Here is a 22,164-nt window from a genome sequence, read left to right on the forward strand (position 1 = left end):
ATGTTAAGCAGGGCCATGCGCAAAAAAGCTTACTCCAAGGCACATGAGTTGCCACCCACTACGCGGTCTCTGCCGATTTCCCTGATCCGAGCGCGGGAATCTGTAATGGCCCCGATCCGCGCCATGTTGCAAGATTCCGGGCTGACCGAGCAGCAATGGCGCATCCTCCGCGTGCTGGATGAATGGGGGCCAGTTGATGCCACCGCACTGGCCGGGCGCGCGGGACTGTTAGCGCCAAGTGTTACGCGCATTCTGCAGTCCATGTCCGAGAAAGAGTATATCCTGCGTCAATCCGATCCGGATGATCGAAGACGGCAGATCATCTCACTTCTGCCCAAGGGGCAGGCCATCATTGACGACAATATCGAAGAAGGTGCCCGTATCGCCGCCCAGTTCCGGGAAACCCTTGGAGACGAAGCTTACGAACAGCTGCTGGACCTGCTAGAAAGACTGATCCAGGCTTAGAGTTTCTGACATACGATCACAGCTATTCATGCGTCGGACGCCATTTGTCCAAAGCTTCGAGGAATTTCTCATGCTCGCCGTCCAGCATGCCGATATTGCTCGCCGGATATGGAAAGTGACCCGCAGTGACTTCGTTGTGAAATTCGGACAATGCAGCAACGCGCTCTTGATGAATTTGTTTATGCAACCGCCCGACATTGCCAAACGCATGCGCATGTTTTGGAGGGGTCTCCTCTTCGCTGGATTCGCCACAGATATCTGCGACAAATGAGAATACCGCATCTCCGGCGTTCCCCGAGCCCAGAGAGAACGTTACAACCGTTGTCTTGGTGTTTACGGCTGCCAGGACTTCTTCTGCAATGCACTCGGCCTCGACAGCAAATACGCCTACGTCCTCCATGCGTTTCAGCGTTTGGAAGATTTTCATGGCTTCGTCGGCATTTCGACCCCAGCCACGCAACCCGCCGCAGTGATGGCTGAATGTCGGGATCAGACCGATATGGCTTTGCACAGGAATGCCATCGGTGGCCATGCGCTCCATGACGTCGAAAGACCGTAGAGTATAATACATGTCGGCACCATTGCGCATGGTCTCGTAGGCATGCGCAATGATTTCGTCATCTGAGCCAAACTGCGCCCATGATGAACCCGCGCCAGTAAAATGAGTTGGCGCGATACGGCGCACGTCTTCCATCTGGTCCGCGCCGACGACGAACAAGTCAATGCCCGCGTCGACACAGGCTTGCAGTTCGTCGTTGTTGGCCGGGTTCGCCATCGACAACGTGCGACCCGACCCTTTGAGCGCTTTCAGATCGGCGACTGTGAAGTTTCGTTCAGCCGGATTGCGACTGAAATCGTAGATACGTTTCATGCTGTGTATCTCTTATTTCCCGCCAAGCTGTTCGGGCAGGTTGGTGATCTCTCCCTCGCGGATCACGGCAGGGTCATAGGCCGTGCGGCCGAACACTTCACGCACCATGGGTTCGAAAAACTCCAGCGACTCCATGGGGTAATCGGGATCGAAGCTTGATTGATCCCAATGCTCGCAGAAGGCGGCGCAGGTGTTGAACAACGGGTGATCGCGATACCGATCACGGGCGTTACGATCCCAGCCATAATGGTGCCCGTAATAAAGCGTCTGGAAGATGCCGTGATGTTCGATAGTCCAAGAGACCTCCCACCGAACGAAGGGGCGGATTACCTCGGCAGACATGCGGTCATGGTTTTGCGGGGCCAGACCGTCGCCGATATCATGCAGCAGTGCGCCCACGACCCAATCGATATCAACGCCATCGCGAAGGGCACGGGTTCCTGACTGCAACCCGTGCTGCAGACGTGTGATCGGATAGCCTTCCAGAGTGACCTCACCTGCACGGCGCAGTTCTTCCAGCACGCGGTCGGCGGTCAGCGCGAGGAAGGGTTTCTCGAGGCGCTCAAGAAGTTCGTAATCCTCCTTGGTGCCGTCTTTCATCGCTGTGAAGCTGACCGTTTCGTTCATTTGCTGTCTCCAGTTGCATAGAATCCGACTGCCTGATCCGCGCCCGCGGCGAGAGTCGCTGCCTGACCCTCGAGTATCTTTTGATAAAGTGCCAGATCGGCAGGATGAAACAAGCCGCGTGGGCCTGCAATACACCCCCAGCCGCCAGCCGGGGTTTCGCCGCGCACCGGCATCGCCCAATCCCGCCCCGGCGCATGATCTCGCACAGCAGGCGTGACATAGCGGATCGCCAGACCGATGCGGCGATCATCGCTGCCATTGGCGCCCGAGGCGTGAAAGCAGCGTCCGTGATGCAGGGACATCTCGCCGGGTTTCAGTGATCCGTGTTGGGCCATGCTTTCGTCGATCCCCGCAATGGATTGCCCGCGCGACAGCAGATTGTCCTCGGCAAAAGTGTCCTCATGGTCAGCGATCCCGCCTTTGTGGCTGCCGGGAATGAAGCGCATACAGCCCGCCTTTACTGAAACGTCGGACAATGCGACCCAAGCGGTCACCTCATCATCGGTTTCGCCCATTCCCCAATATGTGATGTCCTGATGCCATGAAACGGTATGAGGGCTGTGTGGTTCTTTGATGAACAGTTCCACAGACCAAGCCAGCAGGTCAGGGCCCAGAATTCCTTCAACAATGTCCAGGATGGCAGGTGTTCTGGCAAGTTCGGCCATCAGAGGGATCACGACATGGCCATTGACGCGGAAAAACTGGTTTAAGTCATATCCGGCTGCACCCACGGCATGTTCTGCCTCAAGCGTTTCGATTTTTTGACGCAGCGCTGAGACTTCATCTTCGGAAAACACGGGTAATCCCGCGACGTAGCCGTTTGCGCGGTAGCTTTCGACATAGTCTGGCATCGAATCTCGCATCGTTTCCTCCCTTGATGCTGGATTGAGCCTAATGGGTGCGTGCCATCTGAGAAGACGTTTCTCTTGCCCCAGAGGTTAAGCTGAACTTATTCTTTGTCATGAGCAAACGGATCCCATCCCTCAATTGGCTGCGTGTTTTCGAGGCCGCTGCGCGCACCGGTAGTTTTGCCCGCGCGGCGGAACGTCTGGCCATGTCGCCACCTGCTGTCAGTCAGCAAATACGGGCGCTGGAGAAGCATCTTGGGCGACCGCTATTTGAACGCAAAGCTGCGGGTGTGGCGCTTACTGAAGCCGGGCGGAGCTTGCTGGTTGTTGTGGGGGAGTCGCTGGGTCGGATGGAGGCCGCTGCCGCCGTCCTGTCCTCGCCTCGATCCAAGCCACTGGTTGTCGGGGTGTCGCTGCTGTTGTCGGCTGGATGGCTTGCACCGCGGCTGCCGGGATTTCTTGAAGCCCATCCGGGAGTGTCGTTAGAGCTGTATTCTCTGTCGGGCCGCCCTGAAACACCGCCCCGGACCGCAGAAGTCTGGATCGCGTTTGGGCAACCGCCTCCGGGGACTGAGGCTCAGCGGCTTTTTGGGGAAACGTTGATACCGGTTGCGCACCCCGACTTGGCGGCACGTATCCACAACGCGGATGACATCTTGGATCACATGCTGATCGAGGTCGCAGATCATCGCAAAAACTGGGTGCAGGTTCTCGGGGCAGATGTGCTGCCGGAACGGGCGAGGGTAAACTATGTCGACACGACCCTGAATGCCTTGGCTCTGGCCGGGGCAGGGTGTGGAATTGCACTGGCGCGACCTCCGGCCAGCGATGATTTGATTGGGAAGTTTGGGCTGAAACGATGTTTGCCGGGCCATGAAGTTGCAGGGGTCGAGGAGTATCATGTTTTGACGAATGCAGGTGCTCAATTGAGTCCTGATGCCGAGGCTTTCCGGAACTGGGTCGTAAACGAAGCGCGCTCGGAAACGATCTGAAGCTAAATCGCCTGTGATAGGATTGCCGGTTTGTTCCATTGGCTGGCATTGTCGCGATTGACCACGGGCTATGTCGTGACGGTTTCCCGACGGGTCAATCAACGGGCTGCAACTTGCGGATTTGATGGAAAAGGCAAACTGGTGTAGGCTGTTAAAATTCAGAAATGCCATTTGTTCGGCATATTTAGGCGTGTCGTAACCGGATTAGTTTTGTGAACCAGGTTGATTGTTGAAAATGTCCGATAACTCCGTGCCCCCCGATCTTGTTCAGGACGTTATCGATCAGAACCGGGAAGCGGTACCTCGCTGGAATGGGCGACGATTGCGAGCGCAGCATGGGCGCAGTCATGGTTGCGTCGCCGCCAGCTTTCGCATCAGGGACGACCTGCCGGCCCATCTTTGCCATGGGCTTTTTGCACAACCGGGTACTTATGAAGCTGCCATTCGTTTTTCTAACGGGGCGCATCTGGATGATCGCAAGCCTGATGCCCATGGAATGGCGATCAAGCTGTTCGACGTGCCCGAACCCAAGCTGATTGACGCCAAAGCGCTGGAACATCTGGGAATTGCGCAGATCAGCGACGATTTTGATTTCGTACTGACCGACAAGGACACCTTTCCCAGCTATGAGCCGATAGATTATGAGCGGCTGAACCGCCTTGTTGCGACGGGTCAGGCTTTGAAGCACGCCATGAACAAGCGGCGAGGGTGGAGCCTGCGGCTGATCCGGGAAGGTCTGCGCGCCGCCTTACGTGTGCTGCTGACAAAAGAGGGGAAGCGACATCAGCGTATTGCGGTTGAGTTCGCGTCGAACTATATGCACTCGCCCTTTTCTGCACATTTTTGGTCAACAACGCCTTATCGGCTGGGGCCTGACCTGATTGTGCGCTACCTCGCGCGCAGCGTAAGGCCCGAAAATCCCGAAGATCCGGTGGATAATCCCGATGGGATCGGGCAGCACTTGCGACAGGATGTGGTATCTGGCGAGAACCGTTTTGAGTTCTGCGTCGTCGAACCACCCCGCGAGGGCGATGATTTCGATCTTCTGGACAATCGCATCCGCTGGGCGTGTGACCCGCAACCGGATGCACCGCTGGATCCGCACCATCCGACGGTGACCCCGGTGGCGGATATTACAATTGCCCAACACGCCGCGTTTGACCCGCATGATGGCGACGCCATGAGCTTTTCTCCCTGGCGCGTCACTGCTGAACATGAGCCGCTTGGACCGATCAACACCATCCGCCTCAGAACCTATCTGAGCCTTGCACGCGCGCGTTTCCCCAATCGCTAACCGAACGGAGGTTCAAGGATGCTGGATATTGATACATTGCTTGATCACCTGTTCCAGGTGAACCGCGGGCTTGCGAGCCGTCTTGTGGCGCTGAGGCTTGCACGGGCTGCCCGGGTTCACCGGCCACGCCCTCTGACATTGGGCGCCGACTATACAACTTGGTCCGGCGTCTATTCCCACAAGTGGATTGGCCGCCATTTGCCGCCCGAGGAACCTTCGCCGCTCCTGCCGCCCGAAGACGAGGTGGCCGATCTGTTCCGACGGCGCAAGCAGATGGACGGCAGTCCGCTGACGTTACTGTGCCCGCAGGGTTCGACATTGCTGTTCATTTCGGCGGCACAATGGTTCACGGACAGTTTTCTGCGCACATTCGGCCCCAAAGGCCCGGCCGATCAGACGGATTCCAACCATGAGGTCGATCTGTGTCAGATCTATGGCCTGCACGATTACCAGACCGACATGCTGCGCGAACGTGACCCCGAGACGGGCGAGTTGACCCATCGAATGGCCGTCAGAACGGATGAGAATGGTGAAACATGGTCGCCCAAGCTGTTCCGGCGGGCTGCATCCGGCGGAGTGGAATTTGCGCCACCATTCGATGGCAGTCTCGCCAACGGAGGCAGCAATGCCGGGCGGAAGTTGCATTGCGAGCAAAAGCTGCGAGATGCCCTGAAACGTGCGCGTCCCGATCTGGATTGTGAGCAGATCAATGAACGCTTGCTCGACTTTCATGCCACCGGGCTCGACAATGGCAATGGCACCATCGGTTATGTGGTGATCAATACGCTGATGTTGCGGGCGCATAACCAGCTAGCCGATATCCTTTGGTTGCAACAACGTGGGACACCCGGTTGGGACAAAGAGAGGGTGTTCCAAACCACCCGTTGCGCGCTGACCGCCTTGCTGATCAAGGTGGTGATGGAGGATTATATCGGCCACATCGCCAACATGCCTTTCAAGCTGCCGGTTGGTGTCAATCGCCGGGAACATTGGCAGCATTCCAACCAGATCGCGATCGAGTTCAACCTGCTCTACCGGTGGCATTCGATGATCCCTGATCGGTTCCTGATTGACGGCGTTCAGGTTGGAACCGAAGGCTTCCGGTTCAACCCCCGGCTGGTCGAAGAGACGGGGCTTGAGAAGATGATTGAATCCCTCTCACATCAGCCCGCAGCCCGGATGTCGCTGCGCAATACGCCGGATTTCATGTTCGAGAAACCCTCGGAAGACGCGCCCGCGCCGGTCGAAGCGACCATTGCGTTGACCCGCAAGGCCCGGCTGCCTTCACTGAACGCATATCGTCATCATTTCCGACGCAAACCCCACACCAGCTTTGCCGAACTTGTTGGGGATCAGCCCTTTGCCGACGAGCTGGTCGCGGATCTCAGCCGCCTATACTGCAATGTCGACCGGGTCGAGCTGTTTCCGGGCCTTTTTGCCGAGCAGCATAAGGGCACAGTCATCATGGGTGATCTGATGACCTCGATGGTTGGATATGATGCGATCACGCAACTGATGAACAATCCCATGGTGTCCAAGAACCTGTATTCGGAAGAAACCTTCACGGCGCGCGGATTTGACATGGTCAAACGCACGTCGACCTTTGCCGAAATCGCTGCGTTTGTTGGCTTGAACCCCGATGAATGCGTACTGGGGCGCAGGGGTTAAGCACTGGCATAGGTCGTAAGGTCATCTGTCTGCAATTTTGCGATACGGTCGGCGAGTTCGGTGTTTGTCGGCTGGATGCAGGCCAGATCATTCAATGCCCTGAGCTCATACAAACGCGCACCCTGCTTTTCGGCCACAGAAACGGCCTGATGCAGCGCCGTTTCGGCCGCGGCGAGAGAGCTGCCTTCTTCCAGCAAAAGCGAGGCCTGAATCCGACGCAATTCCGCCTCGTAGTTGCATTCGCCAGTCGATGCTGCGCAGGCCAGCCCTGCTTCGACTGCGGATAACCCTTTGTCGATCTGACCTAGTGCCAGATGCCCCCTGGCCAGTTCCGTATTGACCAGAACGCCAGCAGCTTCAGCTCCCGTTTCTCGCATTTTCTGCCAGGCGGCTTCGAGCAGTTGAACGCCATGTTTAGGATTTTCAGAACGGATCGCTGATCCTGCAAGGTGGGCAACGGCAACCGCCTGGTAATAGGGGCCTCCGTTGTCGCGCACCGCTTCGTCAAGCAATTTGGCGACATGGGGATAGTCTGGATGATCCAGTTGCATATGGATCTCGGTCATCCAGTGCAGCGCATTGGCCAGCATCAACGGCTGACCAAGTGATCCAGCGGCGTCGACGGCTGATTTCGCCCCGGCAAGCGCGGCGTCGGCTTGCCCTTGAAAGCATCGGACCAGCGCGGTCATAGCCTCTATCTGTATCATCGCGGCCACATCCGGCTCGTTCCCGGCCTCTGCGGCATGCGCCTCGGCATGGGCGGTGGCCTCGTTCAAAGCGTCGGTTGCCGCAGCAAATTTCCCGCGTGGAGACAGGGCCGCACCGCGAATATAGTTGCCGACCATTCTGGTGTGATGATCGTCATACGCATCGACCATCTCGGTGCCCCAGCGTTCTGCGTTGTAGTAATCCCCCTTTACCATCGCAGCGGTGAACAACCCGCGCCCGGCGCGGACCAGCGTCCGGCGGTCGTCCAGTTTCTTGGCCAGTTCAAAGCTGCGCGCGAACGCTTCAATTGCAGGTTCAGAACCATAACCGACCCGAACGCGCTCGGCAGCGGCCAACAGGAATTGCAGGCTCAGTTCGGATTTATCGCGATGCTCGGCGGGTAAGGCGTCCAGCAGGCGCAACCCATTTCGGGCCTGCTGTGCCCCTTCACTGCTGGCATGTCGCCGCAGGTTCTGACGCGCCGCCTCGATCCAAGCTGCCACCGCACGCGGGGCAGAGCCTGCAAGTTCCCAGTGACGTGCGATCAATTCGGGTTGTCGTGCAGCCTCAGGCTGTGCGGTCAGCGCTTCGGCGGCGCGTTGGTGAAGATGTGTGCGGCGGTCCCGGACAAGACTTTGATAAGCGGCCTCTCGTACCAGTTCGTGCCGAAAGCGCCAATACTGGCTGCGACGCGCACTAAGCTTTGGCAATGGTTGCAGCATTCCGTCGGCTGCGAGGCGAGAGATTGCCTCTTCCGCATCCGACTGACTGAGGTCGCTGATATGCGACAACAATACCGCATCGAAGGCCCCACCAATCACTGCTGCCTCGACCGCTGCGCGACGCAGTTCACCGGCTGCGTCGACTTGTTGTGCCAGAAGGTCGTGCAGCGTCGTGGGAATATTGCCGGCGACGCGACCCGGTGATGCAGCGATCGCTACGGCGCATTCTTCGATAAACAACGGGACACCGTTGCTGCGGGCCACGATCTGCGCAGTCGTGACGTCGTCCAGCTGTGCATCCGACGCAGCCCTCGCCAGCGCTGCGGCATCTTTTTCGCCTAGTGGTTCAAGGCGCATATGCCTAAGCGATGGGATCCGAGTTTCAAGCGTTTGCGGCAATTCCTCGCGCGAGGCGATCAGCATCAAAATCGGAAACCCGATCAGATGTTTGGCGACGTCACGCAGGATCGAAACGGTCGAAGGATCGGCCCATTGCAGATCCTCGACCACAAGCAAAACGGGCCCATCCGTGCTGAGCCGCTGATATACGCGCAGAAAGATATCAGAGAGCTTTCGGCGCAGTTCGTCCTCGCTGGTCGCGCCGCAATCACCGGGGCCGGGGGCCAGAACGAAGAACAGCGTCTCAAGCTGGGGACCATCCAGAATATCAGACAGATGCTGGGTAATGCGGTTACGCCGCGTGTCGGTGTCATCGCCATTCTGGATGCCGCACCAGCGCTCGACCTGTGTTGCCAAGGGATGAAAAGGCGTGTTCACCCGGAATGGGCTGCAATGATAAGTCACCCAAGCGCGGGGGCTCATGGCCTTGCGCATATCGCGGATCAGCCTGGATTTCCCAATGCCAGCTTCGCCCATCAGATGGACCACCCCGCCGCGCCCGGCTTTGGCCTCTGACCAGGCGTTTTGCAACTGATCGCATTCAGCGTCACGTCCGAACAAGGCTGTCCGGTCTTTCAGATGGAGCGTTTCCTGCGCCTCACCGATCAGTCGATAGACCGGCACAGGATGATCAAACCCGGCCAGTGTTTGTGTACCCAGGGGCTCAAACTCCAGTTGTCCTGCCCCAAGAGTGCGTGCTGCGCCCGAAACCATCGTCTCTCCGGGTGCGGCCAGAGCCTGCAATCGTGCAGCAAGGTTGAGTGTCGCGCCGAATATGGCGTCTGGCTGAACATTGGACCCAAGTGCGATATCGCCAACCAGAACGACACCGGATGCAATTCCGATACGGCAACTCAGATCCATCGGGCCCGCCAGCGTCGCAAGATCAGCGTGAGTACGCAGCGCTGCGCGCAGGGCGCGTTCGGCATTGTTCTCGGATGCGGCAGGCCATCCAAAGGCCACAAGAATACCATCGCCGACGATCTGCAGCACCCTGCCGTTGAATTCTGCTGCCGCCTGTTCGACCAGCTTCTGATACCGCAGTGTGGTTGATAACAGGTCTTCGGGTTCAAGTGTTTGGGCCAGCACAGTAGACCCGACGAGATCCACCAGCATCACCGTCAGATGCCGATGCTCCATCCCGTCAAGATCGGTATCGGAACCGGTTGCCCGCCCGACCATTAGCGGCCTCTGACCATGTCAGCGGCATCGCAATGGCGCGTGATGTGACTGAGTCCGTTTTGACCTGGAACTGGCGACATGCCCCCCATATTTGAGCCTCATAACATTTAACCCCCGCTTCGCGTCCTAGGCCAGAGCCGCGAAGTTATCTGCGAGACTATAGGATAGTGCCCCGTCTGGCTATGTCTGGAGCGCTTCGGCTTCCACTTTGGATATGTGGGGTCATTTCTTGATCGCCGAGACGATGGCTGAGGGCGCAGGAACCAAGATACCGGAATCCTGTCTTACACCTTCGGCGCGCGCCCGTGCGGCCAGATCGGTGCGAATGGCGTCACGTTTGGCCGCAGGCTGCCCGCTGAGCAGCGCGGCCGCACGAACGGCGCCCCGGTCAAAGGCGTCAAACAGAAACTCGGGCTCTGACACCGCCAATTGTGTGGCTAAAACCTCTGAAGATATCTCGGTGAAACCGGCTTCGGTGAGTAGAGATTGCGCTACAGTTTTGTCTGCCAGCAAGTGCGCATCTGGCCCTTCGGGTAATGAAACTTCTGGGTCGCCCAAGCGTCCTACCGCGTCGAACAGCCATCCAAAGGCGCCTTCCGAGCCTTTGCCCTGCCAAATCGAAAACGCCAGCCGACCACCTGGTTTCAAAACCCGTGCGGCCTCGGTCAAGCCGCGTAAAGGATCAGGAAAATGGGGAACGCCAAAGCCTATGGTCACTGCGTCGAAGCTGGCGTCTTCAAATTCCATTGCCATTGCATCCCCATGGATAAACACCGCTTCGGGGGCGGCAGATTTGGCAAGCGCAATCATCGCTTGAGAGAAATCCAATCCGACAACTGATGCCCCACGCTTGAGCAATGTGGCCGCCACCACACCATGACCGGTGCAGAGGTCGAGCACCTGAGTTCCGCTCTCTGCTTTTATTGCATCAGATAGCCGCTCGGCGACGACCCGCGTCGCTTGGGCAAAACCATCCGCATACCCCTTGGCGATGGCTGGGTTGGACCAGCCGTCAATCTCCATCTTTTCGAACGCGCGTGTGTTTGACATGGTCGACCTCTTAAACAGGTCAGAACTCTAGCACATTCTCCTGAGTTCGAGATAACTCGCTTAGGTTCCGCTAAATCAACTAGCGGATTTCACCAGGAAACCTCTAGTCAACTGCTGAGCAACAGCAGATTGCCTCTTAGCACCTCGGTTACTTTTGCGCCGATGCCCGGTGCCTCCGAGGCGCGAGGGCCGGCGATGTTCAAAATTCCTACAGGGTGGGCCAGCAACCATGTTTCGACCTGACGCGTGCAGGGTTCGATCCCATCTCTGAGGTCGACCACAAGATGAGGTTTGCCGACGTCCGAGGCGAAGGCGATGGTCTGTTGCGTGCCCGGGCTGGTTGATCCATCGATGAATACAACCGTGGCATCGCCGGATGCGACGTTCAATCGGGTTCTTTCGATGACGTCTTCGGATCGTGTCTCGGTTAGGCCCTCAAAATCTTCAGATATACGACCACATTCATTTGTTCGACCCTTTGGCACCCAACCGCCATAGGACAAACCGTTTGCTCTGGCAAATTCAAGTGCTGCCATGTCCACTCCGGTCTGTCCGCCTGAAACGATTTTCAAAGCCCTGTTCCTGATAGTGACGCTGGGTCAGGGTATGCGCAGATCTACGGGTCCGTAAACTATTGATTTGGGGTCAGAAGCTGAGGCTGCGCACATCCTGCCAACAGGAAGAATGCGCGCCGGGGTGTTTATCTGTTCAGGCGGCAGCGATCTGACGGGCCTTTTCGACCATGACCTCTGCCTGCCGGATCGAGGCATAGTCGATCAGACGACCGTCCAGCGAAACGGCACCTTTGCCAGCGGTTTCGGCTTCGGCCATGGCGACGAGGATGCGTTGCGCTTTGGTGACCTCAGCGTCGCTGGGCGACATTACTTCGTTCGCAAGCGCGATCTGGCTGGGGTGGATCGCCCATTTGCCTTCGCAACCCAGCACAGCTGCACGTTTCGCAGCAGCTTTGTAGCCTTCGGGGTCCTGAAAATCACCAAAAGGGCCGTCGATGGGCCGCAACCCGTTAGCGCGGGCTGCCACAACCATGCGGGCCAGAGCATAGTGCCACATGTCACCCCAATGGCTGGCCCGGTGCGTGTCTGCGTCGGGATCGGTCAGAACCGCGTAGTCGGGGTTCACACCCCCGATGATCGTCGTTCGTGCTCGGGTCGAGGCCGCATAGTCTGCCACACCGAAATGCAGGCTTTCGTTTCGTTTTGAGGCGGCTGCGATCTCGCTGACATTCTGCATGCCCAGAGCGGTCTCGATGATATGCTCGAATCCGATGCGTTTCTTGTAACCCATCGCGTCTTCGATCTGCGTGACCATCATATCGACGGCATAGACATCTGCCGCTGTGCCGACCTTGGGGATCATGATCAGGTCCAGCCGCGCACCGGCTTGTTCGACTACATCCACAACGTCGCGATACATGTAATGCGTGTCCAACCCGTTGATCCGCACCGACATGGTCTTACTGCCCCAGTCGATGTCATTCAGCGCCGCAATAATATTCTTGCGAGCCTGCTCTTTTTCGTCCGGTGCAACCGCGTCCTCAAGATCGAGGAAGATCACGTCCACATCCGATTTGGCGGCTTTTTCGAACATGTTGGGCTGGCTGCCGGGCACGGCGAGTTCGCTGCGGTTCAGGCGCGCGGGGGCTTGTTCAATGGCAAAAAAGCTCATGAGTTGGTCCTTTGAAGAAGGGTGCGTCAGATCACGCGGTCACGGGGTGGGCGGCCTGCGAAGAAGTCGCCCAGATTGTCGAGCACGCGAAAGCCCATGGCTTCGCGTGCTTCATTTGTTGCGCTGCCCAGATGCGGCAGCATCACGAGGTTGTCGCATTGCAGCAGGTCGGGGCTAATGCGTGGCTCGCCGTCGAACACATCCAGCGCGGCCCCGCCGATCGTGTCGAACATCAGCGACTGCACCAAGGCATGCTCGTCCACCACCTCGCCGCGCGCGGTGTTGATCAGGAAGGCGTCGGGTTTCATCAGGTCCAGCCTGCGTCCGTTGATCAGATGCCGGTTCGCAGCCCCGCCGGGGCAGTGCAACGAGACAAAGTCGCAGTGCGGCAGCAGATCATCCACCGTTTCGACTTGGGTAGCATCGAACTGCTTCAGCACGTTGGGCGACACGGCGCTGCGGTTCTGGACCGCGATCTTCATGCCAAACCCGTGATGCGCGCGCCGGGCCATTTCCTGACCGATGCGGCCAAAGCCGATGATGCCCAGCGTTTTGCCGCTGACCTTGGTGCCGACCAGATGGGTCGGGCGCCAGCCGGTCCATCCGCCAGCACGCAGCTCGCGCTCGCCCTCACCGGCGCGGCGGGCGGCCATCAGCAGCAGCGTCATGGCCAGATCGGCGGTGCATTCAGACAGAACATCGGGCGTGTTGGTGACCGTCATGCCCAGATCGCGGGCCGCCGGTTCACAGATATGGCTGTACCCGACGCCGTAGTTGGCCAAAATCTTGGTCTGAGCTGCGGCCACGTCCAGCGCCTCGGCGCTGAGCGTGTCGGTGACGGTGGGCAGAACCGCGTCGTATGTCTTCAACGCGTCGCGGAGTTCCGCCGGAGACATCGGAATGTCCCCGGTATTCAGCACAGCGTTGTAGTTTTCGGCCAGTTGCGCCTCGACGGCGGCAGGCCAGCGACGGGTGACAAGGACCGAAGGTTTGACCATCACGCAGCCTTTCCCATGACGCGGGCGATGGTTTCGCCAATCACCGCGGGGTTTTCAGCAACTGTCACACCAGCCGCCGACAGGATTTCCACCTTCTCGCTGGCGCTTTCGCCAAAGGCCGAGATGATCGCGCCGGCATGGCCCATGGTCCGGCCCTTGGGCGCGGTCAGACCCGCGACATAGGCCACAACAGGCTTGGTGACGTGGTCACGGACATATTCTGCCGCCTCGGCTTCCTGAGGGCCACCGATCTCACCAATCATGGCGATGATCTCGGTGTCTTCGTCCTGTTCGAACCGCTCAAGGATGTCTCGGAAAGACGAGCCGTTGATCGGGTCGCCGCCGATGCCTACGCTGGTCGAGACGCCAATGCCACGCTCTTTCAACTGCGCCGCAGCCTCATAACCCAGCGTGCCCGAGCGTCCAATGATGCCCACAGTGCCCGGCAGATAAATATGGCCCGGCATGATCCCCAGAAGCGCCTTGCCGGGGCTGATGGTTCCGGCACAGTTCGGGCCGGTCAGCACCATGCGCTTGTCTTTGGGATAGCGGTACATGTAGCGCTTGACGCGGATCATGTCCTGCGCGGGGATACCGTCGGTGATGCAGACGCAATAGCGGATGCCTGCATCTGCGGCCTCCATGATTGAATCCGCCGCGAAGGGGGGCGGTACGAAGACGAGGCTGGCTTCGGCGCCGGTGGCTTCGACTGCTTGTTTCACGGTGTCAAAGACGGGCACGCCTTCAACGGTTTCACCGCCTTTGCCGGGGACAACGCCGCCAACGACGTTGGTGCCATATTGCACCATATCCTTGGTATGCAGGCGCGCCATGCGTCCGGTGATGCCCTGAACGATAACGCGGGTGTCGCGGTCCAGAAGAATGCTCATTACACGGCCCTCATCTTGGTGTTTTGGGACAGGTCATTGCGCCATGCGCCCACGGCGCGCTCGGCGGCTTCCATCAGAGTTGTGGCGCGGATGATCGGCAGGCCCGATTTGGCGAGGATTTTCTGACCTTCCTCGACATTGGTGCCCGCCAGACGGACGATCACGGGGATATCCAACTCCAGTTCACGCAGCGCCTGCACGACACCCTCGGCAACCCAGTCGCAGCGATTGATGCCAGCGAAGATGTTGACCAGAACCGCCTGAACATTGTCATCTGAAAGAACCAGCCGGAAAGCTTTGGCCACCCGCTCGGGCGAGGCTCCACCACCGATGTCCAGAAAGTTTGCAGGCTCACCACCGGCCAGCTTGATGGTGTCCATCGTGGCCATGGCCAGACCGGCGCCGTTCACGATGCAACCGATATTGCCGTCCAGTCCGACATAAGACAGGCCACGATCCGCCGCCCGGCTTTCGCGCGGGTCTTCCTGGCTTTTGTCGCGTAGCTCTGCGACCTGCGGGTGGCGGAACAGGGCGTTGTCGTCAAAGCTCATCTTCGCGTCCAGCGCCAGCACCCTGTCATCGCCGGTGATGACCAGCGGGTTGATCTCGACCATGGTCGCGTCCAGCTCGCTAAAAGCGGCATAGCAGCCTTGCAGGGTGCGGACCATGTGCTGGATCAGGCGCGGCTCAAGCCCCAGATTGAACGCGATCTCACGCGCCTGAAACTCCTGCAGGCCAACCGCTGGTTCGACGATCGAACGGACGATGCTGTCGGGGCGTTCGGCAGAAATATCTTCGATCTCCATCCCACCCTCGGATGAAGCGACGATCATCACCCGCTGGCTGGACCGATCGAGAACGAAGCCCAGATAGATCTCACGATCGATTGGCACCGCAGATTCCACATAGACGCGGTAGATGCCTTTGCCTTCGGGACCGGTCTGATGCGTCACCAGCTTACGGCCAAACATTTCGTCGCAGGCTTCGTGGATTTCATTTTCCGAATTGCACAGCTTCACGCCCCCGGCCTTGCCACGCCCACCCGCGTGCACCTGAGCCTTCACGATCCATTTGTCGCCTCCCAGTTCACGCGCGCGATAAGCAGCCTGTTCCGGGCTGTAGGCGAGAGCCCCCGAAGGTGTTTCGACGCCGAACTTCGACAGAAGCTCTTTTGCCTGATATTCGTGGATATCCATCTGCATTTCCTCCCGTTTATGCAGCGATAGATGTGCCGTAGCGGCTTTCCAGAAGCGCATCGATGGCTTCGAAATCCACCGAGCCGCCGATCTCGCGGATCGCTTCGGCAAAGAGTTTTACGATGCGGCTGATCGACTGGTGGTTCAGCTGGTTCAGGATGCCGATGCGGACCTGTACCGGTGCGCTGAGCGTCGGCCAGATGCCAAAGCCACGGGCGCGGCAGTTCTGCACCAATTCCATCTCGCGGCCCGCAAGCTCGGCTGGCAGGTTTAGCACCACAAGGCTGGGCATGTCCGAGGTGACCTGGCAACCCATCGCGGTGACGGCGTCGCGCAGGACGGCCTCATGCGTGCGATAGGAATGCGCGCGTTTGGCCAAGCCTTCCTGCAGAGTCAGGCGCAGCGATTCATGGAAGGCGGCGACAGCATAGCCCGAATGGGTACGGTGATAGGTGCCCTTTTCCACGTCTTGCCCGTCAACGATGCCCCAGTGGCGTGCTTCGAAAATCGGGTTGTGGACGTAGGTATAGGCGCCGGTGGTCTTCAGCGCATCGATATAGGCGTCGGTGAAGCTGACCGGCGCATAGGTCAGCGGTAGGCAGCACAGCCCTTTTTGCGGGCATGAAGCCCAGCCAACGACACCCGGATAATCATCGATGCGGAAGTCCGCGACGCCCAGCGACGAGACAGCGTCGATCAGACCCATCGCTCCGTGGCGTTCACAGGCATCCGAGAAGCCCTGGATGTCGTTCACACGGCCCGAACCGGTTTCCCAATGCGCCATGAAGGCCCATTTCGGTTTGTGCCGGGCCAGAACCTCTTCGACCATCTCTCCGGTGACGGGCTGGCCGTGGGGAACTTCGATCACGGTGACGCTGGCGGCCTGCGGGTCCAGCGGGTTGGCCGCGTGTTCAGCCGGGGTCGCGGCCTTGATGCGCAGGGTCAATGCATCGATGCCCGAGAAAGTGCCGTTCGTGAAGGCCACGATCTTGTCGCCTGGCATGACGGCCGAGAACATGGTGTCGAGGCCGCTCCACCCCGTGCCCGCGACAGCAAATGTATAAGCGTTTGATGTGCCCCAGACCTCGCGCAGCATATGCTTGCATTCGATCATCCCGCGCAGAACATCACCGTGCATGTGATCAGCGATGCCGGCCCGGGCAAAGGCCTGCAGAACGCGGGCATCGGTGTTTCCCGGTCCGGGACCTGCGGCCAGGGTTTCCGGGATTTCGAGGCTGGGGTAGATTTGAAAAGTCATATGTTCCTCCGCGGCGGCAGGGACAGGTTTCGCCCCGCTGATCGCCTTTCCTTGGAGGAGAACCGAAACTTGCGTCATTGCGCAACGTAACTTACTACTGCTTTGGGATACCTATTTGGATGGGTAAATACCTATCCAAACAGGTAAATATACTGATGTATACCAACATAGTTCCTACCCATATGGATGGGTTCTTGCGAAATTGGACAGGAAATCAATGACCGAGACGTTACAGCGCCCCATCGATGTCATGCTGGCCAACAACAACCCTCTGGTCCTCTCGGCTATGTCCGAAATCTTTGAGCGCGATCCGCGATTCTCGCTCGTGGCGACCTCGGCTACGGCCGAAGGCTTTCTTGGTACGGTCATGCGCATCCCGGTTGCAGTGGGGATAGTATCTTGGGAACTGCCCGCGTTGGGCGCAGCCAAACTGATCGAGGTTTTGCGCGAGCAGGCCAACGCCCCGCGGTTTGTGGTCTATGGGGATGAAGCCGGGGATGTGCCGCGTCAGGCCATGCAGGCGGGGGCTGCCGGGTTCGCACCGCGCTCTGGTGACGTCGAAGGCCTGCTTGAAACCTGCGTTGATGTGGCCAAAGGCAAGATGGTTTTTCCGTTCATCGACGTGCGCAAGATGCAACAAAACCCGTTGCAGACGCTGTCGCGCAAGGAACTGGCGATCCTTGAAGCTTTGGCGACCGGCATGTCCAACCGGGAGTTATCGAAAGAGCTGCAAATATCGACCAATACGGTGAAATTCCACCTGTCGAACATCTATGAGAAGCTATCGATCAAGAACCGCGCGCAGGCGATCGCGTTTTATTATTCTTCAAAAGCCGACAATGGTTAATGAGACCTGAAGGTCAGCCATTCTGATAGTAGAAAGAGAGTTTTCGGCTCACTCCACCCGGAGGCGGCGGGAAAGGGGCTGCTCTGCGGATCTGCTCTTTTGCGGCACGGTCGATCTGGGTTGAACCGGAACTGTCGGTTATCTCGACCCATGCGAGTGTGCCATCCGGGTCGATCTGAAAGAAAACCCGCGCAAATCCGCGCTCGGACACAAAGACTGCAGGGGTCCGGTTCAAATGCACCAGTACCAGCCCGGCATAGTTGGTGGTGTTGGAATTACCCGGCCCGCGCCCGCCCGACTGACGCTGACGATCGCCGCGGGTAAAGGCATCGGTGCCCTGGCGCTGAAAGGTCGTTAGTGGCGACTCGATGAGCTGTTGTGGAAAGCGTAACTCGGCGAATTGGTCCGAGCTGTCGGCCGCGCCTTCAGGCGCTTCGCTGGGTGTGCGATCAGGTAGGCGTGGACGGATGGACTCGGTTACTGCCTGCTCTGAAGCCGCAAGATCCGCCTCCTCCTCCGGCTCCAGCGCAGCGATGACCGGGGGGGCGGGCGCTTCGGCCTCTGCCAGCTCTGGTTCCGTGGCCGGTTCGCCTTGCGGGATTTCAGCAACCTCATCAATAGAAGTCGGCTCTGCAGTCTCGGCATCAGCGCGCGCAGGTTCTTCGCTGTCTGGGGGATCAGCCGGTTCGGCGTCCTGCGGTTCGATCACCTCCGGCTGAACCGTTTCAGCTTCGCCGAAATCGGGGGCAAAAACGCGTTGCGGATCGTCGGACGCAACCAGTGCTTCGCTGGTGGGGATTTCGGCTGCTTCCGGTTCTGGGGTTTCGGCAGGTTCGGGTTCCACTGGATCGCTGGGCGTCTCCGCAAGATCTTCGAAGCTGTTGCTCAGGTCCACCACGTCGGAATTGCCTTGTGCGGCAGGTTCACCCGGTTCAACAGATGCAGTCATGCTGAGGCCGAGAACGTGCAAAATCAGCGACACCAGAATGGCCAGCGCGGCAACTATGACCGACCCCCGGATCATTCCAGTGTCCGTTTTGTGACCAGAAACACGGAAGGCGCACCATTGCGGCGCAGCAGGCCCGTGACTTCGATCAGGCGCGCACCCGGAGCATCACGATCCGGAACGATCCGTACCGGCCCTTCATCATGATCGGCCATGAAGGTCTCGGCATCGGTAGGTGTTCCGCGAAAGCTCAGCGTTCCATCCTTGTGCAGAACCAGCGCGTCGGGCGGTTCGCGCCCTTCGAGCTCTGACGTGTCCACAAGGTCGAGGTCAGGGTCCAGTGGTGGTGCGATGGTACCGGTGATCAGAAAGAAGATCAGCATCAGAAAGACGACGTTGATCAAAGCTATCGTTGAATCGCGTTTTCGGCGGGGGGCGGTCTGGCGGATCATCGGCTCACTCCAGCACCAGAACGCTGAGCCCCTCGCGCCCGCGCAGCCGAACCAACAGATCCGTCAGGCGTTGGGCCGTGACATCGGTATCGAGGCTGACGAGCACCTGCCCGGTTTCGATCTCGGTCGCGAGATCGTCCAAGGTTATCGCCGTGCCGTTCAACACAAGACGTTCCGCACCGAGCTGTAGAAAGACCCGCTCAGACGGTTCGCTGGTTTGCGCGGTTCCGCCAGTCGTGCTGCTCAGCTCGATCTCGCCGAATTTTGAGAAGGTCGAGGTCAGCATGAAGAACAGCAAAAGCAGAAAGATCACATCGATGAGTGGCGTCATCGACAGGGTCCGCCGGACAAATGGCGCCCGGTTACGCATGTTCCGGCACGGCTGAAATGGCCTCGGCTTCTTTGGCCAGCTGACCTGGTACCAACACGGTCCGCAGTGCTTTGTCTGCAAAGACCCGCTCGCGCGCGGTGCGGCTTTCGAACCATGACAGAACCATTGAGGTCGGCATCGCAACCGCCAGCCCCACGGCGGTGGTGATCAGCGCCACCCAGATGCCACCCGCAAGCAGCGACGGGTCAATGGAGCTGCCTGCCTGTTGCAGGCTTTGGAACGCTTCGATCATACCCAGAACGGTCCCGAACAGCCCCAGCAAAGGCGCGAGTTGGGCAACGGTGTCAAGAAGGCGAAAACCGCGCTCCAGCCCTGCCAGGGCCAATCCGGCTTCAGCATCCAGACGATCATCGAGACCGGGTAGATCGGGCGCATCCATGGCTGCACCGACCAATGGGGCCAGATAACTGTGGCTTTTCGCCAATCGCGCGCGTGCAGTCTGATGATCCCCGGCATCCCATGCCGTCAGGGCCTGGGACAGCACCCGATGTCGTCCAACTCCGGTCACGGTGAATTGCCACAGTTTGTAAAGCGTGACGGCCAGAGCCAGCACTGACATCACGATCAGAATGGCCACCACTGGCCCGCCCAGAGCCACGATCTGGCGCAATGCTTCAAGCGCGTTCATCCCAAAAGCTCCACATCTATCCGGCTGGTAAGGTTCAGTCCTGTTGCACAGATATCGCTTTCTGAGCCGTCGACAACGCAGCTGTTTGCGCCATTGATCAGAACGCGCCCGATCGAGTCGCAGTTGAGATCGGGCAGGCCGAACTGACGCACGCGCGGACGGTCTGCCGGCAGATCCCGAAAATCGAACAGAGAAAGCGTAACGACACGGCCCGAGCTGTCGAAAATGACGGTCTCAAAAGCTGCCTTCTCGATATCGCTTCCGGTTTCGTTCTGAACCAGAAAGGTCAAGCGGCAGGCGCCGTTCACCTTTTGCACGGTATTGAGCTCCAGCAACAGTTCCGAGGGGTTGTCGTCAGCAGATTGCGCCAGCGCCGAATTTGTTGATGAAATTGCCAGCACAGCTACCAGAGCGAGGCGGTGATACGGCATGAGCGGGCTCCTGATTGTTTAGCGCTGAGGGTTTGTCCCGCGCATCTTTGCAGGGGTTGATCCCTCTTATCCAATCCAACCGAGACGTGAAAGAGCGGGTGGCGCGATTGTGTCCGGCCGACCGGTAACGCGTGATAACTTTCGTATTGACGCATTCATCGATCTCAGGCACTGAATCCGGTGATGGTTCCCAAGGGTGCGCCCGTGGGATGAAAAGGGAATACGGTGCGGTCTACACTGGCCAAACCCGTAACTGCCCCCGCAACTGTAAGCGGCGAGCGAAGCCAAACAGCCACTGGCCCCAAGGGTCGGGAAGGATGGCCAAGCACCGACCCGCGAGTCAGGAGACCTGCCATCAGTTGTTCAACCAAGCCGGGGCGGGGCGTCCTGGAAGGAGGCTTTGATGGCACGTGATACACGTGTTTCTGTAATCAGCACCTTCGCACTGCGTTTGGGCAGAGGCGGAGGGTTATATGCCTGGCGCACCTGATCATTTTGTTCTGATCTGTTCGACCTGTGCGGCCGCGCAATCAGTGGATGGAGTGCATGATACGCTTCAATCGAAGCTGCCCGAGCATTTTGCGATCCGGGCTGTCGATTGCATGGCAGGATGCGCGCATCCCGTGACCGTAGGCTTTCAAGCGGTCGGCAAGGCGCAGTATCTATTTGGTGATATCCAGACATTGATTGACGTCGAAGCCCTGGCCGAGTTTGCCCATCAATATCAACAGAGCCCGGATGGCTGGACCAAGGCCAGCGAGCGTCCGCGTGCCCTTTACACCAAAACCTTGTCTCGCATGCCCCCGATCAGTCAGGAGGTTTCGATATGACCGTCCAGCCGTTTCTGGTGGCTTCGGATCTCGAATATTATGCCTTGAATGGGGACATACTGCTGCAAGGCGTATCCTTTGAGCTGTCCGAAGGGTCAATACTGGCAATCGCGGGCCCCAACGGTGCAGGTAAAACCACACTGCTGAATTTGCTGTGTGGGGCGGAAGGGCTGGCACTAGGGGATGTTTTGCTCAAGGGGCGCAGCCTCAAGCAACTCTCGGCAAAAGAGCGTGCTCGGATGATCGCGGTGGTCAGTCAGCAAGAGATGCCTGACGGGCGCTTGTCGCTGCGGGATTATGTGGCGCTTGGACAGATTCCGATCCGCGCGGACCGATCTGCAGGTGAACACGCGCAGGAACTCAGCCGTATATTGGAGATTACGGGCCTTGGCGCGCTGGCTGACAAGAAGATGGCCCAACTGTCGGGTGGTGAGCGTCAGCGCGCGCATATCGCTCGGGCGCTGGCACAGAACCCGACTTTGCTGTTTCTTGACGAGCCGACCAATCATTTGGATCCCGATGCGAAGGGGCGGATGCTGTCTCTGGTCGCTGATCTGGGTATTACTGTCGTCATGATCGTGCATGATTTGGTCATGATCCCTGAATTCGCCACCCACGTTGCTCTGATGAAATCCACGCGCCTGACCGGGTTTGGTTCGGTCGACGAGGTACTGACATCGGAACGTGTGCGCGAAACCTTCGGTGTCGATTACCTGCGCTTTCATCACGAAGGCCGCATGATCCCCGTTCTGGACATCCGAAGAACAACGCTTTCCACATAAACT

General features: G+C 58.7%; 23 protein-coding genes and 1 riboswitch. Of the genes, 7 read left to right on the forward strand and 16 right to left on the reverse strand.

Annotated elements, in window-relative coordinates:
- The first annotated feature begins 15 nt into the window (after nucleotides 1-15).
- The gene (gene hpaR, locus ACR0IV_RS13020; RefSeq protein WP_480658844.1) at nucleotides 16-465 is read left to right on the forward strand and encodes a homoprotocatechuate degradation operon regulator HpaR; all 450 of its coding nucleotides are present in this window, start codon (nucleotides 16-18) and stop codon (nucleotides 463-465) included.
- A gap of 22 nt (nucleotides 466-487) precedes the next feature.
- Here the strand turns inward: hpaR and ACR0IV_RS13025 are convergent, their stop codons facing one another.
- The 3 genes from ACR0IV_RS13025 to ACR0IV_RS13035 are packed head-to-tail and all read right to left on the reverse strand — an operon-like array spanning nucleotide 488 to nucleotide 2,826.
- Nucleotides 488-1,336 (reverse strand): 3-methyl-2-oxobutanoate hydroxymethyltransferase, encoded by an 849-nt coding sequence (locus tag ACR0IV_RS13025; protein WP_480658843.1) that lies wholly within the window; start codon nucleotides 1,334-1,336, stop codon nucleotides 488-490.
- 12 nt (nucleotides 1,337-1,348) lie between these two features.
- Nucleotides 1,349-1,963 (reverse strand): HD domain-containing protein, encoded by a 615-nt coding sequence (locus tag ACR0IV_RS13030; protein ID WP_480472516.1) that lies wholly within the window; start codon nucleotides 1,961-1,963, stop codon nucleotides 1,349-1,351.
- Nucleotides 1,960-2,826, reverse strand: coding sequence for a phytanoyl-CoA dioxygenase family protein (locus ACR0IV_RS13035; protein ID WP_480472518.1), 867 nt, complete (start codon nucleotides 2,824-2,826; stop codon nucleotides 1,960-1,962). Before ACR0IV_RS13035 ends, ACR0IV_RS13030 begins: the two co-directional genes overlap by 4 nt.
- A 98-nt stretch (nucleotides 2,827-2,924) precedes the next feature.
- Between ACR0IV_RS13035 and ACR0IV_RS13040 the strand changes: the two genes are divergently transcribed.
- The 3 genes from ACR0IV_RS13040 (at nucleotide 2,925) to ACR0IV_RS13050 (ending at nucleotide 6,765) form a co-directional block, all read left to right on the forward strand.
- Nucleotides 2,925-3,803 (forward strand): LysR family transcriptional regulator, encoded by an 879-nt coding sequence (locus tag ACR0IV_RS13040; protein WP_480472520.1) that lies wholly within the window; start codon nucleotides 2,925-2,927, stop codon nucleotides 3,801-3,803.
- A gap of 235 nt (nucleotides 3,804-4,038) precedes the next feature.
- Entirely contained in the window at nucleotides 4,039-5,097 is a 1,059-nt protein-coding gene (locus ACR0IV_RS13045) for a catalase family protein (protein WP_480658842.1), read from the forward strand.
- An 18-nt stretch (nucleotides 5,098-5,115) separates the two neighbouring features.
- A complete protein-coding gene (locus ACR0IV_RS13050) occupies nucleotides 5,116-6,765 on the forward strand; it encodes a peroxidase family protein (RefSeq protein ID WP_480658840.1) in 1,650 nt (549 codons plus the stop codon).
- Here the strand turns inward: ACR0IV_RS13050 and ACR0IV_RS13055 are convergent.
- The 8 genes from ACR0IV_RS13055 to ACR0IV_RS13090 form a co-directional block, all read right to left on the reverse strand.
- A complete protein-coding gene (locus tag ACR0IV_RS13055; RefSeq protein ID WP_480658838.1) occupies nucleotides 6,762-9,776 on the reverse strand; it encodes an ATP-binding protein in 3,015 nt (1,004 codons plus the stop codon). The genes ACR0IV_RS13050 and ACR0IV_RS13055 overlap by 4 nt on opposite strands.
- Nucleotides 9,777-9,998: 222 nt before the next feature.
- Entirely contained in the window at nucleotides 9,999-10,826 is an 828-nt protein-coding gene (locus tag ACR0IV_RS13060; protein WP_480658837.1) for a methyltransferase domain-containing protein, read from the reverse strand.
- Nucleotides 10,827-10,933: 107 nt separating this feature from the next.
- Entirely contained in the window at nucleotides 10,934-11,398 is a 465-nt protein-coding gene (locus tag ACR0IV_RS13065; protein WP_480658835.1) for a putative molybdenum carrier protein, read from the reverse strand.
- 136 nt (nucleotides 11,399-11,534) lie between these two features.
- Nucleotides 11,535-12,512: an HpcH/HpaI aldolase/citrate lyase family protein gene (locus ACR0IV_RS13070; RefSeq protein WP_480658833.1), complete on the reverse strand. Its 978-nt coding sequence runs from the start codon at nucleotides 12,510-12,512 to the stop codon at nucleotides 11,535-11,537.
- A 26-nt stretch (nucleotides 12,513-12,538) separates the two neighbouring features.
- Nucleotides 12,539-13,510, reverse strand: a complete 972-nt coding sequence (locus tag ACR0IV_RS13075; protein WP_480659006.1) for a 2-hydroxyacid dehydrogenase — start codon at nucleotides 13,508-13,510, stop codon at nucleotides 12,539-12,541.
- Nucleotides 13,510-14,400 carry a succinate--CoA ligase subunit alpha gene (sucD, locus tag ACR0IV_RS13080; RefSeq protein ID WP_480658832.1) on the reverse strand — a complete coding sequence of 297 codons (891 nt, stop codon included), beginning with the start codon at nucleotides 14,398-14,400 and terminating at the stop codon, nucleotides 13,510-13,512. Before sucD ends, ACR0IV_RS13075 begins: the two co-directional genes overlap by 1 nt.
- Nucleotides 14,400-15,596 carry a malate--CoA ligase subunit beta gene (locus ACR0IV_RS13085; protein WP_480658831.1) on the reverse strand — a complete coding sequence of 399 codons (1,197 nt, stop codon included), beginning with the start codon at nucleotides 15,594-15,596 and terminating at the stop codon, nucleotides 14,400-14,402. The genes sucD and ACR0IV_RS13085 overlap by 1 nt, the downstream gene beginning before the upstream one ends.
- A 16-nt stretch (nucleotides 15,597-15,612) precedes the next feature.
- Nucleotides 15,613-16,854, reverse strand: coding sequence for an aminotransferase class V-fold PLP-dependent enzyme (locus tag ACR0IV_RS13090; RefSeq protein WP_480658829.1), 1,242 nt, complete (start codon nucleotides 16,852-16,854; stop codon nucleotides 15,613-15,615).
- Nucleotides 16,855-17,071: 217 nt separating this feature from the next.
- Between ACR0IV_RS13090 and ACR0IV_RS13095 the strand changes: the two genes are divergently transcribed.
- Nucleotides 17,072-17,701: a LuxR C-terminal-related transcriptional regulator gene (locus ACR0IV_RS13095; RefSeq protein ID WP_480658827.1), complete on the forward strand. Its 630-nt coding sequence runs from the start codon at nucleotides 17,072-17,074 to the stop codon at nucleotides 17,699-17,701.
- Nucleotides 17,702-17,714: 13 nt separating this feature from the next.
- Here the strand turns inward: ACR0IV_RS13095 and ACR0IV_RS13100 are convergent, their stop codons facing one another.
- From ACR0IV_RS13100 to ACR0IV_RS13120, 5 genes are read right to left on the reverse strand one after another with little or no spacing between them, the layout of a single operon-like run.
- Nucleotides 17,715-18,725 carry an energy transducer TonB family protein gene (locus ACR0IV_RS13100; RefSeq protein WP_480658825.1) on the reverse strand — a complete coding sequence of 337 codons (1,011 nt, stop codon included), beginning with the start codon at nucleotides 18,723-18,725 and terminating at the stop codon, nucleotides 17,715-17,717.
- Entirely contained in the window at nucleotides 18,722-19,099 is a 378-nt protein-coding gene (locus ACR0IV_RS13105) for an ExbD/TolR family protein (protein WP_480658824.1), read from the reverse strand. Before ACR0IV_RS13105 ends, ACR0IV_RS13100 begins: the two co-directional genes overlap by 4 nt.
- Before the next feature lie 4 nt (nucleotides 19,100-19,103).
- Nucleotides 19,104-19,430, reverse strand: a complete 327-nt coding sequence (locus ACR0IV_RS13110; RefSeq protein ID WP_480472548.1) for an ExbD/TolR family protein — start codon at nucleotides 19,428-19,430, stop codon at nucleotides 19,104-19,106.
- Nucleotides 19,431-19,461: 31 nt separating this feature from the next.
- Nucleotides 19,462-20,118 (reverse strand): MotA/TolQ/ExbB proton channel family protein, encoded by a 657-nt coding sequence (locus ACR0IV_RS13115; protein ID WP_480472550.1) that lies wholly within the window; start codon nucleotides 20,116-20,118, stop codon nucleotides 19,462-19,464.
- The gene (locus ACR0IV_RS13120) at nucleotides 20,115-20,549 is read right to left on the reverse strand and encodes a hypothetical protein (protein WP_480472552.1); all 435 of its coding nucleotides are present in this window, start codon (nucleotides 20,547-20,549) and stop codon (nucleotides 20,115-20,117) included. The genes ACR0IV_RS13115 and ACR0IV_RS13120 overlap by 4 nt, the downstream gene beginning before the upstream one ends.
- Nucleotides 20,550-20,716: 167 nt before the next feature.
- Nucleotides 20,717-20,920: riboswitch (cobalamin riboswitch) on the forward strand.
- Nucleotides 20,921-21,022: 102 nt separating this feature from the next.
- On the opposite strand from ACR0IV_RS13120, the gene ACR0IV_RS13125 reads away from it, so the two are divergent.
- Nucleotides 21,023-21,379, forward strand: coding sequence for a DUF1636 family protein (locus ACR0IV_RS13125; protein ID WP_480658823.1), 357 nt, complete (start codon nucleotides 21,023-21,025; stop codon nucleotides 21,377-21,379).
- Nucleotides 21,376-22,161: an ABC transporter ATP-binding protein gene (locus ACR0IV_RS13130; RefSeq protein ID WP_480658821.1), complete on the forward strand. Its 786-nt coding sequence runs from the start codon at nucleotides 21,376-21,378 to the stop codon at nucleotides 22,159-22,161. Before ACR0IV_RS13125 ends, ACR0IV_RS13130 begins: the two co-directional genes overlap by 4 nt.
- Nucleotides 22,162-22,164: the final 3 nt, after the last annotated feature.

It is taken from the genome of Ruegeria sp. C2, assembly GCF_056537765.1.

Bases quoted from the DNA above. Each gene is read 5' to 3' on its own strand.
- ACR0IV_RS13100 (WP_480658825.1), bottom strand. From the start codon at position 18,725: ATGATCCGGGGGTCGGTCATAGTTGCCGCGCTGGCCATTCTGGTGTCG.
- ACR0IV_RS13045 (WP_480658842.1), top strand. From the start codon at position 4,039: ATGTCCGATAACTCCGTGCCCCCCGATCTTGTTCAGGACGTTATCGAT.
- sucD (WP_480658832.1), bottom strand. From the start codon at position 14,400: ATGAGCATTCTTCTGGACCGCGACACCCGCGTTATCGTTCAGGGCATC.
- ACR0IV_RS13130 (WP_480658821.1), top strand. From the start codon at position 21,376: ATGACCGTCCAGCCGTTTCTGGTGGCTTCGGATCTCGAATATTATGCC.
- ACR0IV_RS13055 (WP_480658838.1), bottom strand. From the start codon at position 9,776: ATGGTCGGGCGGGCAACCGGTTCCGATACCGATCTTGACGGGATGGAG.
- ACR0IV_RS13040 (WP_480472520.1), top strand. From the start codon at position 2,925: ATGAGCAAACGGATCCCATCCCTCAATTGGCTGCGTGTTTTCGAGGCC.
- ACR0IV_RS13060 (WP_480658837.1), bottom strand. From the start codon at position 10,826: ATGTCAAACACACGCGCGTTCGAAAAGATGGAGATTGACGGCTGGTCC.
- ACR0IV_RS13105 (WP_480658824.1), bottom strand. From the start codon at position 19,099: ATGATCCGCCAGACCGCCCCCCGCCGAAAACGCGATTCAACGATAGCT.
- ACR0IV_RS13125 (WP_480658823.1), top strand. From the start codon at position 21,023: ATGCCTGGCGCACCTGATCATTTTGTTCTGATCTGTTCGACCTGTGCG.
- ACR0IV_RS13075 (WP_480659006.1), bottom strand. From the start codon at position 13,510: ATGGTCAAACCTTCGGTCCTTGTCACCCGTCGCTGGCCTGCCGCCGTC.
- ACR0IV_RS13025 (WP_480658843.1), bottom strand. From the start codon at position 1,336: ATGAAACGTATCTACGATTTCAGTCGCAATCCGGCTGAACGAAACTTC.
- ACR0IV_RS13095 (WP_480658827.1), top strand. From the start codon at position 17,072: ATGACCGAGACGTTACAGCGCCCCATCGATGTCATGCTGGCCAACAAC.
- ACR0IV_RS13120 (WP_480472552.1), bottom strand. From the start codon at position 20,549: ATGCCGTATCACCGCCTCGCTCTGGTAGCTGTGCTGGCAATTTCATCA.
- ACR0IV_RS13050 (WP_480658840.1), top strand. From the start codon at position 5,116: ATGCTGGATATTGATACATTGCTTGATCACCTGTTCCAGGTGAACCGC.
- ACR0IV_RS13115 (WP_480472550.1), bottom strand. From the start codon at position 20,118: ATGAACGCGCTTGAAGCATTGCGCCAGATCGTGGCTCTGGGCGGGCCA.
- hpaR (WP_480658844.1), top strand. From the start codon at position 16: ATGCGCAAAAAAGCTTACTCCAAGGCACATGAGTTGCCACCCACTACG.
- ACR0IV_RS13090 (WP_480658829.1), bottom strand. From the start codon at position 16,854: ATGACTTTTCAAATCTACCCCAGCCTCGAAATCCCGGAAACCCTGGCC.
- ACR0IV_RS13035 (WP_480472518.1), bottom strand. From the start codon at position 2,826: ATGCGAGATTCGATGCCAGACTATGTCGAAAGCTACCGCGCAAACGGC.
- ACR0IV_RS13110 (WP_480472548.1), bottom strand. From the start codon at position 19,430: ATGACGCCACTCATCGATGTGATCTTTCTGCTTTTGCTGTTCTTCATG.
- ACR0IV_RS13085 (WP_480658831.1), bottom strand. From the start codon at position 15,596: ATGGATATCCACGAATATCAGGCAAAAGAGCTTCTGTCGAAGTTCGGC.
- ACR0IV_RS13030 (WP_480472516.1), bottom strand. From the start codon at position 1,963: ATGAACGAAACGGTCAGCTTCACAGCGATGAAAGACGGCACCAAGGAG.
- ACR0IV_RS13070 (WP_480658833.1), bottom strand. From the start codon at position 12,512: ATGAGCTTTTTTGCCATTGAACAAGCCCCCGCGCGCCTGAACCGCAGC.